Source organism: Flavobacteriales bacterium, assembly GCA_016699575.1.
Lineage (GTDB): Bacteria > Bacteroidota > Bacteroidia > Flavobacteriales_F > PHOS-HE28 > PHOS-HE28.
This window is the reverse complement of record CP064979.1, coordinates 4,294,226-4,311,056: the sequence shown is the minus strand read 5'-3', so window position 1 is coordinate 4,311,056 and position 16,831 is coordinate 4,294,226. Positions and strand designations below refer to the sequence as shown.

Below are 16,831 nucleotides of genomic sequence, written 5' to 3'. Positions count from 1 at the left end.
CGACCGGACCGCAACGGGATTAACACATCATTTGAAAGGTGAAGTGTTCACTGCACCGTCATCACCACCTTGCCCGTGTGCTTCCCTTCGCCGAAGTAGCGCACCAGCCGTGGGGCTTCGCTCAGCGGGTAAGGGCCGTCCACCACGGGTTTCAATGTGCCGTTGCTCAGGAGCGGTGCCAGGGCATCTAGGTTCTTGTTCGACTTCAGCGCGACGATGTGGAAGTTCTTCCGACCGAGCACCCGTGCGAACAACACCACGATCAATCGGCCGGGATCTCCACCTACGGTAACGTAGCGGCCTCGAGGTGAAAGCGCGCGTGCGATGCTGCGCGGTCCACGTTTCGTCTTCGTGTCCACCACCAGGTCGAAGCGTTCCCCGAGGCGCGTGAAGTCCTGTTGCTTGTAGTCGATGACGTGATCGAAACCGAGGGCGGTCATCGCTTCCAGTTTTTCACCCTTGTCCACGCCCCACACCGTGCAGCCCTTGTGCTTGGCCAATTGCAAAGCGAAGGTGCCTACTCCGCCACCGGCACCATTGACCAGGACACGTTCTCCATTGGTCAGCTGGCCGACGCCCACAATTGCCTGGTAAGCCAATTCCAACGCATGCGGTATGGCCGCAGCCGTTGTGAAAGGAAGTCCAGCAGGTATGCGCCGCAATTCATCCTCAGGCACGGCCACCAGTTCGGCGAAGGTGCCCAAACCTCCGTTCGAGGTATCCCCATAGACCAGGTCACCAACGCGCCACTTGGTGGCTTTGGTCCCCAAGGCCGCCACCACGCCCGACAGTTCCATGCCCGGAACGGTCTGCCACGGCCGGAACAACCCGAAGAAGAGCCGGTAGATGTAAGGCCGACCGCGTACCATGCTCCAGTCGTAGTCGTTCACCGTGGTGGCGTGCACACGCACCAGCACATGGCGACCGCTGGGCTTGGGTACGGGCACATCCCGGAGTTCCAGGTTCTCCGGCGGGCCGAACCGGGCGCAATGATGGCTTTCATGGTGTGCCGATGGAGGTCGCGCGAACCAAGCCGATACCAACGCTCGACGAAGGCCCGAAGGGCAAGCGGTGATCCTGCGTTAGGAGAGGTGCGCGAAGGACGGTTGGTTGGGTACCTGAGCAACGGGATCGGCCCTGCTCGCGCCTCACAGCGGGAAACGACGGGCACCAGCCGCGTGTTATGTTGATCTATATTGGTCTTGTCCTCCATGGTCCGTGATCTTGTGGGCGCGTGCATGGAAAAATGCTCTTGATCAAACCAGAAAGCGGATCACAAGTCCTTGCCACATGTCCAGGTCCATCCTGTTCTTGATCGCGTTCTGGGTCGCCCGTCATGGAGCGGCGCAGCAACCCAATGTCCTGCTCATCATCGCCGATGACCTTGGGCTTGATCCTGTTCCGGGGTACATGGCCGGACCGGTTAAGGCCGCCATGCCCAACCTGGGGGCCCTCATGGCCCAAGGGCTCACGTTCGACAACGTTTGGGTGAACCCCTTGTGCTCTCCCACGCGCAGCACGATCCTTACGGGCCGCTACGGGTTCCGCACGGGCGTGCTCAATCCCGGCGATCTGTCTCTGCTGCCATCGAACGAAGTCACGCTCCACCAGTACCTCACCAACAACGGCAGCGGTTATGCCTCGTGCATCATCGGCAAATGGCATTTGGGCGGCCTTCAGCCCGATGCCACTTATCCCAACACCATGGGCGTCCCGCACTTTGCCGGGGTCCTCACCGGGGCGGTGAGCAACTACAACATGTGGCCGCTCACCATCGATGGCACCACAACCCCTTCCACCGACTATATCACCACAGCCCTCACCGATCGTGCCATTGACTGGATCGATCAGCAAACCACCCCCTGGTTGTGCTGGCTGGCCTACACCGCACCGCACACCCCGCTGCACCGGCCACCGCTCTTCATGCATGAACAAGGGCCACTGCCTACCGACCCGGACAGCATCGCAGCGAACCCCCTGCCGTACTACCTGGCCATGGTGGAAAGCGTGGACTACGAGCTGGGGAGGCTCCTGGGATCGCTTACCCCGGCAGAACTCGCCAACACACTGGTCATCTTCATCGGCGACAACGGCACCGATATGGACGTGATCCAATCACCGTACACGCCCGGTCACGCCAAAGGCACGTTGTTCGAAGGGGGCGTTCGGGCACCGTTGGTCATGGCAGGGCCGGGGATCACACGAGCCGCTGAGCGTGAAGGCGCCCTTGTGAACAGCACCGATCTGTTCGCAACGATCGTTGAAGTGACGGGTGCCGTGTTACCGGTCTACGAGGACAGCCGAAGCCTTCTACCGATGTTCACACAATCAGGTATTTCCGTGCGCTCTTGCTTGCGCGCCGATGTGTCGCAGGGTGCAGTGAGCGGTTATGCCGTCCGCGATGAACGCTGGAAGCTCATCGACCAGGACAACGGCTCGCAGCTCTTCTTCGATCTGCTGAACGATCCGTGGGAAAGCACCAACCTCTTGAGCGGTGGTCTCTCCATCGATGAACAGCTGGCCTACGACGCGCTCGCCGCTGATTGTGCTTCACCGCTGCTCATTGACGGACCTGGTCAGCAAGGCTTGTTCGTTGTTCATCCCAACCCGGCGCAGGATATGGTGTCCGTTCAGGCGCCACTACCGCTGCCCATCACCGTGCGGGTGTGTGACGCGCTTGGAAGGTCTCTGTTCTCCCGATCCATCACGAATGAGCTGGATCTGCGAGCCTTGGCGCCGGGCCTTTACTTCTTGGATCTGGTGCAAGCTGACCGGAGAACCATGGTAAGGCTGGTGAAGGAGTGAACTGACCAGAAGCCACGCTCACGCAGCAGCGCGCCACGTCGGCCATTGCAGGTCGTAGCCAAGGCCCCAGGCTGTGTGCGGCGTATCGCAGCGCCCTTTGCGCTCGAAGGTCAAGTTCTTGATGGCCGAGCGCCACCGCAGCGAAGCCCGCAGGTGACCGAACCGCCGTCGCCCGGTCACGGCATCGTAGAAGGTGCGGAAGTACACGATGGCATGGGCCTTCAGGTTCTCGCCCACCACGTAGCCGTTGTCCACCGCAGCCACATAGCTGTCCCGATCGTTCTTGTAGGTGTCCGGATGGAACACCTTGTCGTAGTTGTTCTTGTGGAACTGCCGGATCGCCCCGATGCGGCCGCCCTTCCGGTGCAGGTATCGCTTCAGGTAGCGGTCAAGCACATGCGGCTGGAAGTACTGCGCCGGACCCTCAGCGTCGATCTGCAGGGCACAGATCCCATCAGTAGTGGCCCACCACAGCAACGGGTAGAGCGTAACGCGTCCTTTTGCCGCGGTGACCACGTACACCCATTGCAGGCCCTTGTCCGATTGGAAGGCACCACCGCGCTCCGTCTCCTCCTTCCCGGAGGCCAGCGCTAGGTCAGCGTGCTTCTCCAGCACATGCTGCTTCAGCTGACCAACGTCCTTCCGGGCGGCCGAAGCCACCTGAACGGGTGTCATTCCTGAGCGGATCATGGCGCTTCATGCGTTGGCGGGGTGTTTACGTAACGCTTCAAACAGGGGTTTCCGTGCGGCCATGCGCCCTCTGCCGTGGACTTTCACCAGAAGACGTCCTCATGCTTTCCACCGAACTCACCGACCGCTTCCGCAAGCCATCAACCGACGCCACCACCTAGTCGAAGCCTACAGCTCGCTCCCCGTTAAGTTCCACTCGCGACTGCGTCTAGGTCGTATCACTCCGCTGTCGTTCAGGGTGTTATCTTTGCCGAATGAACAAAGTGTATGCAGTGGACTTGGGGGACAGCGCTTGCTCCCGAGTGCCCTTTTTCTCCCAGCCAGAGCTTGCGGACAAGTACGTGATCCTCTATGGCCTAGACCGATGCGCGCATGTCCGTGAACTGCACGTCGAGGGCCTGCCAGCCGTCGGTTTTGAAGAAAGCCCGAACTACTACTTCCTCCGTTGTCACGAGTCAAGGCAGTTGACTAGGGTCTTCCACTCCCTTAGAACTAGAGATACGGCATACCGGCCGTTTGTGAATTACTATGAGGAAGCCTCGGGTTCGTGCGACGGAATTCTGGACCTTCTAGCATCGACCGTCATCTCCGGGTTGGTAGTATGGTCAGGCATCAAGCGTATCAACGTCGAAGAGGGGACGATTGATCGCGATGGGGATATCCCATTCATGGCTCCGGTTCTTGTCGGACAAGTTGAACACACGCGATTGCCCTCGGACTCCTTCCTGTTTCGTGTCTTGGCAAAAACGAAGAGGGACGCAATGCAATTGGTGCGCGCTGCTGAGGCTCTGCATTATCAGACGCCCGCGACTATCCTCTAGTCTCCAGCGTCTTGCTTCGCACGGACAAAAAGCTGACGAGCCCGATTGCCACTATCGCAGCCCACTCAAAGAGGAGGAGGCCAAGCTCCACACGACCATACTTATCTATCCGTTCAGCGTAAGACGCCCAGCCTGCGAAACTCTCCCTCACAGGTGAGTAAACGGCCGTATCCCCGATTGTTGTCATCTCGATCGAAGCGCCGACCCAAGGTGGATAAGCCAAGGCTGCCACAAGCAAGACGACCGTAAGGAAGACGACGACAAGTTGGAGACGGTTGATTCTGTATTGCATTGCGCTCCGTTGTTGTTGTCGTTAATACCCCCCCATCCCCGGTCCAGCGCTCTCCGTCATACCCGTGTTCAGGTGCGCATGCAGCGCGGCCTCGTTCGGGATCAACCAGGCCCGAGAGCCATGAACGAGCGCTCCTCATCTTGCAGAAAGGCTTGTATGTCATCACGATGTGCATCGATCAGCTCGCGGACCACTTTGGTCGGTGCATTACCGATGCGCAACCAGATCACCTTCGGGGGTGCCCCGTGCAACAAACTGAGCTGCTCGAAGTCGGTGTCTTTGGTAAGAATGCTGAAGCCGTTATCCTTTGCGTACCGCCACAGGTCATGGTCAGGCGTACGATCAAAGCCAAGTGTTGAGGTATGAACTGAGCCAGGATAATGGTCCTTCAGGTGATGGACCAGAATAGGAGAGAGGTTGTGATCGATCAGGAACTTCACGCCGCAGGCGGAATGGTGTGCAAACGGCGTTCGCGGTCACCGGCGTAGGCTAGGCACGCGCGAATATCCTCTTCGGTGAGGTAAGGGAAATCGTTAAGGATCTCTTGGGTGGTCATGCCCCCGCCGAGGTACTCCAAGACATCGCCCACCGTGATGCGCATGCCCCTGATGCATGGTTTCCCACTGCGGATAGCGGGGTCCACCGTAATGATCTTCAAGTAGTCCATTGGACAAGTGCGTTGTTCAAATGTAGGTCATCGACCCAACGGCCGATCTTAATACCCCCCCATCCCCGGTCCAGCGCTCTCCGTCATCCCAGCATTCAGGTGCGCATGCAATGCGGCCTCGTTCGGGATCATCACCCGGCGGGCCTTACTGCCCTCGAAGGGCCCCAAGATTCCAGCGCTCTCCAATTGGTCCACAATGCGGCCAGCGCGGTTGTAACCGAGCTTCAGTTTGCGCTGGATGAGCGAGGTGCTGCCCTGCTGCGTCTGCACCACCAGTCGCGCGGCCTCCTCGAACATGCTGTCGCGATCGCCCTCGTCGATGTCGCCACCGCCCTCGCCCTCCTCGGTGGGCACCTCGGGCAGTTGCAGCGCCTCGGGGTAGCCGCGTTGCGCACCGATGAACTCGGTAATGCTCTCCACCTCGGGCGTATCCACAAAGGCGCACTGGATACGGATCAGGTCGTTGCCGGTGCTCAGCAGCATGTCGCCACGACCGATGAGCTGCTCGGCGCCGCCGCTGTCCAGGATGGTGCGGCTGTCCACCTTGCTCGTCACGCGGAAGGCGATGCGCGCCGGGAAGTTGGCCTTGATGGTACCGGTGATGATGTTGACGCTCGGGCGCTGCGTGGCGATGATCAGGTGGATGCCGATGGCGCGCGCCAACTGGGCCAGGCGGGCGATGGGCGTTTCCACCTCGCGGCCGGCCGTCATGATCAGATCGGCGAACTCGTCCACCACCAGAACGATGTAGGGGAGGAAGCGGTGGCCGTTCTCCGGGTTCAACCGGCGGCTCACGAACTTGGCGTTGTACTCCTTGATGTTGCGGACCTGCGCGTTCTTCAGCAACTCGTAACGCTCGTCCATTTCGATACAAAGGCTGTTAAGCGTGGCCACTACCTTCTTGGTGTCGGTGATGATGGCGTCGCTGTCGCCCGGCAGCTTGGCCAGGAAGTGGCGCTCGATCTTGTTGAAGAGGGTCAGTTCCACCTTCTTCGGATCCACCAGCACGAACTTGATCTGGCTCGGATGCTTTTTGTAGAGCAGGCTCACGAGGATCGCGTTCAAGCCTACTGACTTGCCCTGACCGGTCGCACCGGCCATGAGCAAGTGCGGCATCTTGGTGAGGTCGGTGACGAACGTCTCGTTGCTGATGGTCTTGCCCAGTACGATAGGCAGGTCGGCACTGCTGTTCTGGAACTTCTCGCTGGCCACCACGGCGCGCATGCCCACCACCTGCGGCTTGCTGTTGGGCACTTCAATACCAATGGTGCCCTTGCCGGGGATCGGCGCTATGATGCGGATGCCCAGTGCGGCGAGGCTCAGGGCGATGTCGTCTTCCAGGTTCTTGATCTTGCTGATGCGCACGCCCGCTTCCGGCACGATCTCGTACAGCGTCACCGTTGGTCCGATGGTCGCTTTGATCTTGGCGATGGCGATGTTGTAGTGGGAGAGGGTCTCAACGATGCGGTCCTTGTTCGCCTCCAGTTCCTCCTTGCTCACAGTGAGCTCGCCGCTGCCATGGTCCACGAGAAGGTCCAACGGCGGCAGTTCGTAGTCGCTCAGGTCCAGCGTCGGGTCGTACTCGCCGAACTCCTGCAGTTTGTTCTCGATCTCTTCATCGCTGAGGGTCTTCTCCTCGGCGTTGGCCACTACTGCCATGCCATCCACTACAATGGGCACTGCGGGGATGATCGGGTCGATGGCAAGGTCTTCTGCTTCGGTGGTTTCCAATTCCAGTTCCAAAGCTTCATCCTCTTCTTCCGCTTCCTCCTTGGCGGTCTCCACGTCCAGTTCGATCGCTTCTTCAGCAGCGACGGGTTCCACCACCGCAGGGTTCGCAGCAACCACCGGCTCCTCGTTATCCACCACTTCCATCTTCAAGGAGTTCTTGCCGGTAGCGGCCAGTATCGGTTCCTCAACAACAGGAGCTGCTTCCACCTCAACTTCTTCACCCACAGCAACAGCTTTCTTTTCGAACAACCGCATCACCCAGCCGAACGATGGGTTGAACATGTACATGCTGAAGGCACCGGCCGCCAGCAGCAGCACCGCGCCGGCGCCCACCTGGCCCAGCATGCTTTGCATGTGCGCGTTGATGGTGGCCCCGATGCCACCGCCCATGAAGCCGAGTTCACCACGGAAAGCGAAGCCCAGCAGGGCGGGCAGCCACAGCAATGCCATGAGCGAATAGCGCAGGGTCTTGCCCTTGGGCAGCAGCCAGGTGCCCAACAGGATGCGCACGCCGCCGAGGAAGCTCCACAGCACGAACGTGAACGCGGCGATGCCGAACCAACCGTGCATGAACTTGTGCGCGAGCAGTGCACCGAGCTTGCCCAGCCAGTTGTCCACCTGCACGTCCTTGCTGAAGAACTCGCTCCACGGACGTGCCATCAGGTCTTGGTCGGTCTTCCACGTGAAGAGATAGCTGGTGAAGGCCGTTAGCAACAAGCACGAAGTGACGATGAGGAAGAGCCCGAACGCCTTGTGGGTGCGCTCGTCGGCCAGGAAGGCCTTGAAGCGGGCGAACTTGCTTTCACCGGCCGGGGCGGTCTTCTTGGTGTTGCGCGCACGCTTTGGTGCGGGTGCCGGGGTGTCCTCGGTTTCGTCAGCTACGGTATCGCGGAGGGAATTCTTGGTGGCCACGGGTGCGGGGTCTGTATAGTGAACGGCAAAGCCGCGCGTGCGTGCATGCGCGGAACCGTTCAAAAGTGCAGGAGGGCCGTGGCGGCTTCCTCATCGGCGCTGGCCGATCATGAACAGGGGATCGTGGAGGGCAGGTAGGTTCATCCACGGATAATTGCGGATGAGGAGGATGTTGGAAAGCATACTGCCTGAACGGATGGGTGGTCATCCTCCCCATCCGCATTGATCCGTGGACCTGTTTCCAGCTCAGATGCTGAAGGTGCTCAGCACCTCGTTCAGCTCGTGGTGCAGCACGGCGGGCGGCACGGCATCGTGGTCTTGGCGGACCTGGAATTTGCTGGCGTCCACCTTGCCGGGGATCACCTGTACAGCGTCGAGGTGCATGCGCATGCCGTACTGTTCGATGCTGTATCGCAGCAGCACGCCGGGGATCTGGCTGTAAGGGCCGAACCAGTTGGGGTCCTTCACTTGGATACGGTCCGTGTACCAGAGCTCGGCTTCGGGCTTGTCCACCCCTCCGTAGATGGCGATGGCCTTTTTGCAGGGATAGCCCGCAATGGTGTCCGTTTCATCGGTCCAGATGAACGTCATGGCGCGCTCATCCTTGTTGAACATGGCCATGTCCTTTTCCTGCAGGTGGCTCACGAGCTTCTTGCTCATCACGCTCAGGTGATAGTCCATGTTCTTCTTCTCGTTGTTCACCATCATGCTGGTACGGAACACGCCCATACCTGCGGAAAGTTCCGCTGTCTGCTGCGTTTCAGTGAAGCTGAGCGTCGTCTTGTCGGGCAGCATGCCGGCCATCAGTCCATCAGGGTCGTAATCCGGGAAGGAGAGGGCGTACTCGATGACGCCTTCAGTGATCTTCTGCTGTAGCAGCCCGGTGCCACAACCGTTGGTGAGCAGGAGTACGGCCGCTGCGCCGAAGACCAGGGTACCGTGTCGAAGGACGATTCTGCGCATGGGAATGGGGCGATGGATCATTGTTTTGAACGGACGAACCCTTGGATAGGTTCCACGGACCGGATATCCACGGTCGATCCTTGGCAGGTCGCACCGATCCGGTGATCCGTCCAAGAGGGCACGGATACCTTCGTCACCCCAAGTGGGCCCGGTGGCCTTTGGGAAGACCTATGGAATTACGATTGATAGAGGCGGCCAGCGAGATCGGGGCAGGCAAGCGAGGCGCCAGCATGGGCATGAGCGCCCTCCGGGTGGCGGCATGGAAGAACGGCAGTGAACTTTTCGGCCACGCCGAGGAGAGCATTCTACGTGATGAGAACGACGTGCTCTACGAGGACGACCGCAGCCCCAACGCCCACCACATCGATGGGTTGATCCGCTTTGAAAGCGACTTGGCTTTCGAGGTGTACAAGTACCTTAGGAACAATGTATTTCCAATTGTGGTCGGTGGTGACCATTCCATCGCTATCGGCTCTGTGAGCGGCACCAAGATGGCCTACCCCAATGAGCGTCTCGGGGTTATCTGGGTCGACGCACACGCCGACCTGCACAGTCCCTTCACCACACCCAGCGGCAACGTGCACGGTATGCCCCTGGCCCTGCTCATGGACATCGAGAACAAGAAGCAGCGGCGGAACAAGCCCAGGGTGTACACGCTCGATGTGTGGGACCGCTTGCGGAAGATCGGTGTTAATGGACCCAAGCTGGTGCCGAGCGACCTGGTGTTCATCGCTTTGCGCGACTACGAAAAGGAAGAGGAAGCCATCATCAAGGAGTTCGGCATCAAGGTGATCACCGTGGCCGACCTACGCGCGAAGGGCGCAATGGCCATTGTGCAGGAGACGCTGGCGCACCTCACCACTTGCGAACGCATCCATGTGAGCTTCGATGTGGACAGCTTGGATCCCACGATCTCCATCGGAACGGGAACGCCGGTCCCGGACGGCCTCTTCCTCCAGGAAGCCAAGGATCTACTGGCCGGTTTGTGCGCCGATACGAAGGTAGCCACCCTCGATGTGGTGGAGATCAACCCGGCACTGGATACCGGTAACGCCATGGCTGAAGCCACGCTCAGTATCCTCGAGCCGTTGTACCACATCTTGCGCAACCGATGAGCAAGCAGCTTGCGAGCGATGTGATCCTCATCCGCCCGGTGGGTTTCGGTTACGACCCTGAGACCGCCGCCACCAATCCCTTCCAGCGCCAGCGGAACGACCCCGAGGTACGCGCTGCTGCCGAGCGGGAGTTCGATGGGTTGCTTTCTGCGCTGGACAATGCCGGCATCGGCATCACGGTGCTCGACCCCGTGGACCCAACAGCGCCGAACGCGGTTTTCCCGAACAACTGGTTCAGTACCCATGAGGATGGCACGGTGGTGCTCTACCCCATGTGCACACCGAGCCGCCGCCGCGAGCGCGACCGCATGCTCGATGAATCGCTGGAGGCGCTCGGCTTCCGTGTGCGCCGCATGATCGACCTCACCACATTGGAGGCGGACGACCGGTTCCTGGAAGGCACGGGCAGTTTGGTCATCGACCGCATGCGTGGTGTCGCCTATGCCGCCATGGGTCCACGGACCACTGAGCGCGCCATCAACTTCTGGTGCGGTGCGCTGCGCTGCGGTCCGGTGCCCTTCCTGGCCACCATGGACGGAACGCTCACCGGTACGCCCGTGTACCACACCAACGTGCTCATGAGCATCGGGGAGAAGTTCGCCGTGGTGTGCCTGGATGCGATCCCTTATCCGGTGGAACGCGACGATGTGCGCGACGAACTGGGACGTGGTGGCAAGGAGATCATCGCCATAACACGCGAGCAGATGATGGGCTACGTGGCCAACCTGCTGCAACTGAAGAACACCAAGGGCGATGCCTTCATCTTCCTCTCGCGCACGGCCTTCAACCTGCTGAAGCCCGAGCAACGCCAAGCGCTGGAGCGCCAAGGACGATTGGTGCCGGTGGATATACCAACGATCGAAGAAGTGGGCGGTGGGAGCGTGCGTTGCATGATCGCCGAGAACTTCCTGCCCAGGCGTTGATGGCATCTTTGCATGCACACCACCAACGCATGCAAAAGACGATCACCGAGCAGCAGCTCGAACAATTGAAGTACCCGACGGGCAAGTTCGTTCGAGGAACGAAGGCCGACAGCACCGAGCGGCGTATGGCGTGCATCGTGGTCGTCGAGGCATTCCCAGAGCAGCTGCGCAAAGCCCTGGAGGGCTGGACCAATGAGCATGTCGACACGCCTTACCGGCCCGGAGGGTGGACCGTCCGCCAACTGGTGCACCACGTGGCCGATAGCCATGGCCAAACCTTGCATCGCTTCAAGCTGGCACTGACCGAGGAGAAGCCGGTGATCAAACCCTACAAGGAAGCCCTGTGGGCGGAGCACAGTGATGCCCGTACAATGCCACTGGAGCCCTCGTTCAGCATCGTTGCAGGTGCGCACGCGAGGTGGGTGCACCTTATGCGGTCCATGGACGATGCGCAGTGGGCACGGTGCTTCGTCCATCCCGAGCAACAACGCGAGATCCAACTGTCCGAGGCGTTGGAACTCTACGTGTGGCACAGTGGGCATCACTTGGCCCACATCACTGGTTTGCGCGATCGGGGCTTCGACCGGTAGCCGCTTCCGGTATCTTCACCGGCCATGACATCCGAAGTGACAACCTATCAACTGCTCGATGGAAAGCGCTGTGGTGACGCGGTGAGGGCCGAGATAGCCAAGGGCGCCGCGGAAGTGACAGCGAAACGGGGCCGCGCACCGCACCTGGCAGCCGTACTAGTGGGCAACGACGGCGCCAGCCGCACCTACGTGGAAAGCAAAGTGAAGGCCTGCGAGAGCGTCGGCTTCCGCAGTTCGCTGATCGAACGGCCCGCGTCCACCACTGAAGCAGAACTCCTCGGGCTCATCGAGCAGCTGAACATGCAGCAGGACCTCGATGGGTTCATCGTGCAGTTGCCTTTGCCTGGGCACATTGACGAGGAGCGTGTGACACTGGCCATATCGCCCACCAAGGATGTGGACGGCTTTCACCCTGAGAACCTCGGTCGGATGGTGCTGGGCTTGCCGTGCTACCTGCCTGCCACACCGGCCGGTATCATGGAGCTATTGAAGCATTACGGGGTGCCCACTGCGGGCAAGCATGCGGTAGTTATCGGCCGCAGCCACATCGTGGGCACACCGATGAGCATCCTGCTCAGCCGGAACACTGAGCCAGGCAACTGCACCGTTACGCTGGCACACAGCCGCACGAGGGACCTTGCGGCCATTGCTCGCCAAGCAGACATCCTTGTGGCGGCCGTGGGCAAGCCGGAATTCGTCACCGCGGATATGGTGAAGGAGGGAGCGGTGGTCGTCGATGTCGGCATACACCGCATTGCCGATACCTCGAAGAAGAGCGGCTTCCGCTTGGTAGGCGACGTGAAGTTCGATGATGTGGCACCCAAGTGCTCATGGATCGCACCGGTGCCAGGCGGCGTTGGGCCCATGACCATTACGAGTTTGCTGTTGAACACCCTGCGGGCGGCGCAACGTTGAACAAGACCGCCCAGAAACAAAGAACCCCGGTGGTCCGGGGTTCTTGAAAGGTGTGTGATGATCTTACTGCCGCACTGCGCCTTGGCATGCAGGCAAGCGCTTACGTGTGTCGTAGATGGCCCATTCGAAATTGGGATCGCCATTGGGGACGGACCAAGTGAACGTGCTGGGCTCGTACCGCACAAGCGGTGTGGTAAAAGTGGTCGGGTCGAACGCCGACAGGAACTTGAAGCGCAAGAACTGACGGCTGGTGCTTGTACCGGGAGGAATGAGCCAGTAATACTGGTTGCGTTCGAAACAAGAACCCGCAGCACCGACCTGATTGGTGTTCGTGCAAGAACCGCCGAACATCAGTTTGCCGCTGCCATCCGTGGTGGCGAGCGGGCCGCAATGGATGGAGAACTGGTAGCCGGTAACCGGTTGGCCACCATCAACCGCATAAACGAATGGGCTGGTGGTCTTGGCCGAGCCTTCTGCTGGGTCGACAGCAGCGCTCGATCCATCGCATTCGTGCTTGGTGCAGCCGCTCCAAAGGAACACCATGGCGGTTGAGAGCAGAACAGTGGTTCTCATCGTTTTGGGCGTCCCTTCTTGTGGGGACCGTGCGAAACTAATCGTAAACGCTTACCCCCGTCATCGAATCGGAAGGGTTCCCGACCAGTCGCTGTTGATGGGGTTATTTTGCCCCGATGCTGAAGGCCATCTACTGCTTCTTCACCCTGTGCTTGGTCATGGTTGCCGGCCCATGCCCAGGTCAATCGGCCTGGACGTTCACTGGCAACACCACGCTGACATGGGAGCAGGCCATTGCCCGGTACGAGGAACTTGACCGTTCGCACGTTGGCGCGCGCCTCCTGACCATTGGCGAGGACGACGATGGCTCACCCATCCACCTGTTCGTTGTGAGTGACGGCAGTGGCTTCACCCAGGACAGTGTCCGGGCAGCGGGTAAGAACATCCTGTGGATCACCAATGGGATCCACCCCGGCGAGCCGGACGGCATCGATGCGAGCCTTCTCCTTGCGCAGGCACTATTGGAGGGAGATCAATACATGGGCCTCCTGGCCAATACGGCGGTTTGTATTGTGCCCGTGTACAATGTTTGGGGTGCGAAGCAACGTCAACGTTCTTCCCGGCCCGACCAGAACGGCCCCAAGGTGCACGGCATCAGGGCCAATGCGCGCAACCTCGATCTCAATCGCGACTTCATCAAAATGGACGCGCGGAACACGTGGGCCATGGTGGAGGCGCTCACGCGATGGGACCCCGATGTGTATCTGGAAACCCACGTAAGCGATGGCGCCGACCATCAGTACGTGATGGAACTATTGACCACGCAGAAGGACAAGCTGGACCCCACGCTCTCGGCGTTCATGCTCGGGACCATGGTGCCCGACCTCTACGCTTGGATGGACCGCAGGACGATCCCCATGTGCCCGTACTTCGAAACAGTGAAGGACACTCCGGAGGAGGGGCTGATGGCCTTCAACGACGGGCCGCGCTACAGCACTGGGTACAACGCCTTGTTCGACCGCATAGGGATATTGGCCGAGAGCCACATGCTGAAACCGTATGCCGATCGAGTGAACGCCACCCTGCAATTGATGTTCGCCACGCTCGCGAGCATGAACGAACACGGCGACGAACTGAAGACCGCCCGGGAAAAGGCCAAGGAAGCAACGCGCACATCCACCGGTGCGGCCTTCAATTGGGTGCTGGACAGCACATCGGAAATGACCCCGTGGCGCGGATACAAAGCCACCAACCGGATCAGCCCGGTAACCGGCCTGGAAGTGCTGTACTACGATCACCACCAACCCACGAACGACAGCGTTCCTTGGTACGGCTCCTACAAAAGCAGTGTGTTCATCAACAAACCAAAGGCCTACCTGGTGCCGCAGCAATGGCACGAGGTGATCGCCTGCTTGAAAGCGAACGGTGTGGCGGTGGATGTGCTCGACACCACCATGACCTTTCGTTGCGTGCGTTACGACGTGGTCCATCACGATGTCTCGAAGGCACCTTACGAAAGCCACTTCCTGTGGAAGAGCGCTTCCGTGGAACCGGTGTTCAATGACGTCGTGGCCCGACGGGGCGATGTGCTCGTTCCCATGGGCCGCACCACCGACCGGTTCGTGATGAGCGTATTGGAGCCGGAGCCGAACGACAGCTACCTCACCTGGAACTTCTTCGACGCCGTGGTCTCCCAGAAGGAATGGTTCACGCCGTACGCCTTTGATACCATTGCCCAAGGCATCCTGGAGCGCGATCCTGGGCTCCGCGCGCGCTTCAACGAGGAACGGAGATCGCCGGAGTTCGCCAGTGATCCCTGGCGGCAGTACAATTTCATCCTGCAGCACTCGCCCTACGCCGAGGGCTGGTTCCCGCGCCATCCGATCCTTCGCATTGAACATTGAAGGATCGCGTGCGACCTTCGCCCCATGGTGTTCCGCAGCAAGGCGATCAAAGCCGAGGATCCCGGTATCGGTAGTTCGTTCGAGCGGCCGCTGGACCGGCTGATGGCGAAGGACGGCAGCTTCAGGGTCTATCGTATCGGTGGCATCTCCGGCTTGCGCGAGGGCTTCATAGCGCTGGCCACCATGCCGCTGTGGCGCTTGGTGATCACGTTCGTTATCGCCTACCTGATGATGAACCTCTTTTTCGGTTCGATCTACATGACCATCGGTGTGGAGCAACTCGGCAACGCCGATCTCACCGACATGGGCACGCGCTGGTTGAGCGCCATTGGTATGAGCGTACAAACGCTCACCACCGTGGGTTACGGTTCGTTGTACCCGGCCAGCGCGGCAACATGGTTGGTAGCGGCCGTGGAGGGCGTCTTCGGCATCTTGGGGTTCTCGCTCATAAGTGCCGTCATCTATGCGCGGTTCGCAAGGCCCACCACCCAATTGGCCTATGGCGAGCAAGCGCTCGTTGCGCCCTTCCGCGATGGTTGGAGCCTGCAGGTGCGTGTGGCCAACCGGCGCAGCACGCTCCTCATGGACCTTGAAGCGCGCATGATCCTGGTGATGGCCGATGTGGATGACCAGGGCGAGCGGCTCAACTACTACAACCTGAAATTGCAACTGGAGCGCGTGAACTTCATGCCGCTCAGCTGGACCATCGTTCATCCGGTGAACGGGGATAGCCCGCTGGCCGGGCTGAGCTATGATGACTTGGTGAAGCGCAAAGCCGAAGCGCTGCTGATCCTGAAAGGCGTGGACGAAGGCTACATGCAGCAGGTGTACACCCGCCGTTCCTTCCGCTTCGATGAGATCGTGTGGGGCGGCCGCTTCACCCGTCCGTTCAGCGCACGCAACGGCATCATGCACCTCGACATCGATAAACTGAGCGACCACACCGCAGTGGAAGCCCCGGAACGATTACCTCAAGACTGACCCATCACATGGAGATCGAACACATTTCGCTCGGCGCCCGTGTAAACCACCCCACCTTCGGCGTGGGCGTTGTTTTCGCGGAGGACGCCCGCACGCTGCACATCTTCTTCAAGGACCACGGCGAGCAAACCATCGCCCGCTCGTTCGAAGGCCTGCACCTGATCGCGCAAGGCCCGGAGATCCAGGTTCCCGAAGCGCGCCTGGACATGGACGCCGTGCGCCAAGGTTTGGAGGAGGTGCTCACGGACATGATGGGCCCGCAGCGTCCCATCCCTCTGGCGCGCAAGTGGGAGAAAGGAACACTTGTGATGAAGCCGGGCACGGCCGGGTTGCAGACGAAGGAGGTGCCCATTGAGACCTTCTTCCACAAGATCACCATGGTGCGCGATCGCTTGCGCGTGATGGAACAGAAGATCAATGCGCACACCGTGCTGAGCGAGACCGACAAGGTGGAACTGCAGCAGTACATCACCCGCTGCTATGGCAGCTTCACCAGCTTCAACGTCCTGTTCGATGACAAGGACGATGAGTTCGTGGGGCAGAAGGGGGAGGGGTGAGGGGGCTATTGGCCGAAAGGTCACAAGCTCAGCGGGCCATGAGTTTTCAACCGCCAGCACCGATCCCTTGCACGTGATCTAGTTTAGCCCTCGCCTTCGTTCTTTGATGCTTCATCCCGACCCGTTCGGGAACAACAGCAAGCCCACGTGGGCCAACAGTTCATCGGAACCAACAATATCCATCAGGGACTGCATCCTCGGTGGTGTACGGCGGGCCTCGGCCCCGGCTTCGGCAGGGGTTCCTTCTTCGGAAGGACAGCGAGGATTACGGAAGCCATCATCGCGGTCCCGCCCATGTGATCCTCATGGGTTCTATGAACGTGGCCTCGTGGGCTTTTTGTGTTCTGGAGGGGAGGAACGCTAGGGATTTTTACCGCAAAGACGCAAAGGGCGCAAAGGAGGGGAAGAGGCAATGGCGAGCGGTAGGGATCGTCGGTCCAGTGATGAGATAG

At 60.1% G+C, this 16,831-nt stretch carries 16 protein-coding genes; 9 read left to right on the top strand and 7 right to left on the bottom strand.

The annotated features are described in order from the left end of the window. Positions 1-47: 47 nt before the first annotated feature. The gene (locus IPJ76_18255) at positions 48-1,043 is read right to left on the bottom strand and encodes an NAD(P)-dependent alcohol dehydrogenase (protein ID QQR86498.1); all 996 of its coding nucleotides are present in this window, start codon (positions 1,041-1,043) and stop codon (positions 48-50) included. A 247-nt stretch (positions 1,044-1,290) separates the two neighbouring features. On the opposite strand from IPJ76_18255, the gene IPJ76_18250 reads away from it, so the two are divergent. After that, entirely contained in the window at positions 1,291-2,805 is a 1,515-nt protein-coding gene (locus IPJ76_18250; protein ID QQR86497.1) for a sulfatase-like hydrolase/transferase, read from the top strand. Between the two features lie 18 nt (positions 2,806-2,823). Here IPJ76_18250 and IPJ76_18245 read toward each other — a convergent pair whose 3' ends face one another. Further along, positions 2,824-3,495, bottom strand: a complete 672-nt coding sequence (locus IPJ76_18245) for a hypothetical protein (protein QQR86496.1) — start codon at positions 3,493-3,495, stop codon at positions 2,824-2,826. Positions 3,496-3,749: 254 nt separating this feature from the next. Here IPJ76_18245 and IPJ76_18240 point away from each other — a divergent pair, with 254 nt between their 5' ends. Beyond that, complete coding sequence (locus IPJ76_18240) at positions 3,750-4,316, top strand: hypothetical protein (protein ID QQR86495.1); 567 nt, start codon at positions 3,750-3,752, stop codon at positions 4,314-4,316. A gap of 393 nt (positions 4,317-4,709) precedes the next feature. Here IPJ76_18240 and IPJ76_18235 read toward each other — a convergent pair whose 3' ends face one another. The 4 genes from IPJ76_18235 to IPJ76_18220 all read right to left on the bottom strand — a co-directional run bounded on the left by IPJ76_18235 (position 4,710) and on the right by IPJ76_18220 (position 8,881). Beyond that, positions 4,710-5,048 carry a DUF5615 family PIN-like protein gene (locus tag IPJ76_18235; GenBank protein QQR86494.1) on the bottom strand — a complete coding sequence of 113 codons (339 nt, stop codon included), beginning with the start codon at positions 5,046-5,048 and terminating at the stop codon, positions 4,710-4,712. Then, positions 5,045-5,275, bottom strand: a complete 231-nt coding sequence (locus IPJ76_18230; protein ID QQR86493.1) for a DUF433 domain-containing protein — start codon at positions 5,273-5,275, stop codon at positions 5,045-5,047. The genes IPJ76_18235 and IPJ76_18230 overlap by 4 nt, the downstream gene beginning before the upstream one ends. Positions 5,276-5,323: 48 nt before the next feature. After that, positions 5,324-7,780, bottom strand: coding sequence for a DNA translocase FtsK 4TM domain-containing protein (locus tag IPJ76_18225; protein QQR88507.1), 2,457 nt, complete (start codon positions 7,778-7,780; stop codon positions 5,324-5,326). 384 nt (positions 7,781-8,164) lie between these two features. Then, positions 8,165-8,881, bottom strand: a complete 717-nt coding sequence (locus tag IPJ76_18220) for a hypothetical protein (protein ID QQR86492.1) — start codon at positions 8,879-8,881, stop codon at positions 8,165-8,167. Positions 8,882-9,051: 170 nt separating this feature from the next. Between IPJ76_18220 and IPJ76_18215 the strand changes: the two genes are divergently transcribed. The 4 genes from IPJ76_18215 to IPJ76_18200 are packed head-to-tail and all read left to right on the top strand — an operon-like array spanning position 9,052 to position 12,424. After that, on the top strand, positions 9,052-9,996 hold the full coding sequence (locus IPJ76_18215; GenBank protein ID QQR86491.1) for an arginase: 945 nt from the start codon (positions 9,052-9,054) through the stop codon (positions 9,994-9,996). Beyond that, positions 9,993-10,919 carry an amidinotransferase gene (locus tag IPJ76_18210; protein QQR86490.1) on the top strand — a complete coding sequence of 309 codons (927 nt, stop codon included), beginning with the start codon at positions 9,993-9,995 and terminating at the stop codon, positions 10,917-10,919. Before IPJ76_18215 ends, IPJ76_18210 begins: the two co-directional genes overlap by 4 nt. A gap of 29 nt (positions 10,920-10,948) precedes the next feature. Then, complete coding sequence (locus IPJ76_18205; protein ID QQR86489.1) at positions 10,949-11,509, top strand: putative metal-dependent hydrolase; 561 nt, start codon at positions 10,949-10,951, stop codon at positions 11,507-11,509. Positions 11,510-11,533: 24 nt separating this feature from the next. Then, positions 11,534-12,424 (top strand): bifunctional 5,10-methylenetetrahydrofolate dehydrogenase/5,10-methenyltetrahydrofolate cyclohydrolase, encoded by an 891-nt coding sequence (locus tag IPJ76_18200; GenBank protein ID QQR86488.1) that lies wholly within the window; start codon positions 11,534-11,536, stop codon positions 12,422-12,424. A gap of 63 nt (positions 12,425-12,487) precedes the next feature. Here IPJ76_18200 and IPJ76_18195 read toward each other — a convergent pair whose 3' ends face one another. Further along, the gene (locus IPJ76_18195; protein QQR86487.1) at positions 12,488-12,997 is read right to left on the bottom strand and encodes a hypothetical protein; all 510 of its coding nucleotides are present in this window, start codon (positions 12,995-12,997) and stop codon (positions 12,488-12,490) included. Between the two features lie 116 nt (positions 12,998-13,113). Between IPJ76_18195 and IPJ76_18190 the strand changes: the two genes are divergently transcribed. From IPJ76_18190 to IPJ76_18180, 3 genes are read left to right on the top strand one after another with little or no spacing between them, the layout of a single operon-like run. Continuing rightward, positions 13,114-14,841: a hypothetical protein gene (locus IPJ76_18190; protein QQR86486.1), complete on the top strand. Its 1,728-nt coding sequence runs from the start codon at positions 13,114-13,116 to the stop codon at positions 14,839-14,841. 24 nt (positions 14,842-14,865) lie between these two features. Next, complete coding sequence (locus IPJ76_18185) at positions 14,866-15,822, top strand: hypothetical protein (protein ID QQR86485.1); 957 nt, start codon at positions 14,866-14,868, stop codon at positions 15,820-15,822. A 14-nt stretch (positions 15,823-15,836) separates the two neighbouring features. Beyond that, a complete protein-coding gene (locus IPJ76_18180; GenBank protein QQR88506.1) occupies positions 15,837-16,379 on the top strand; it encodes a hypothetical protein in 543 nt (180 codons plus the stop codon). Positions 16,380-16,831: the final 452 nt, after the last annotated feature.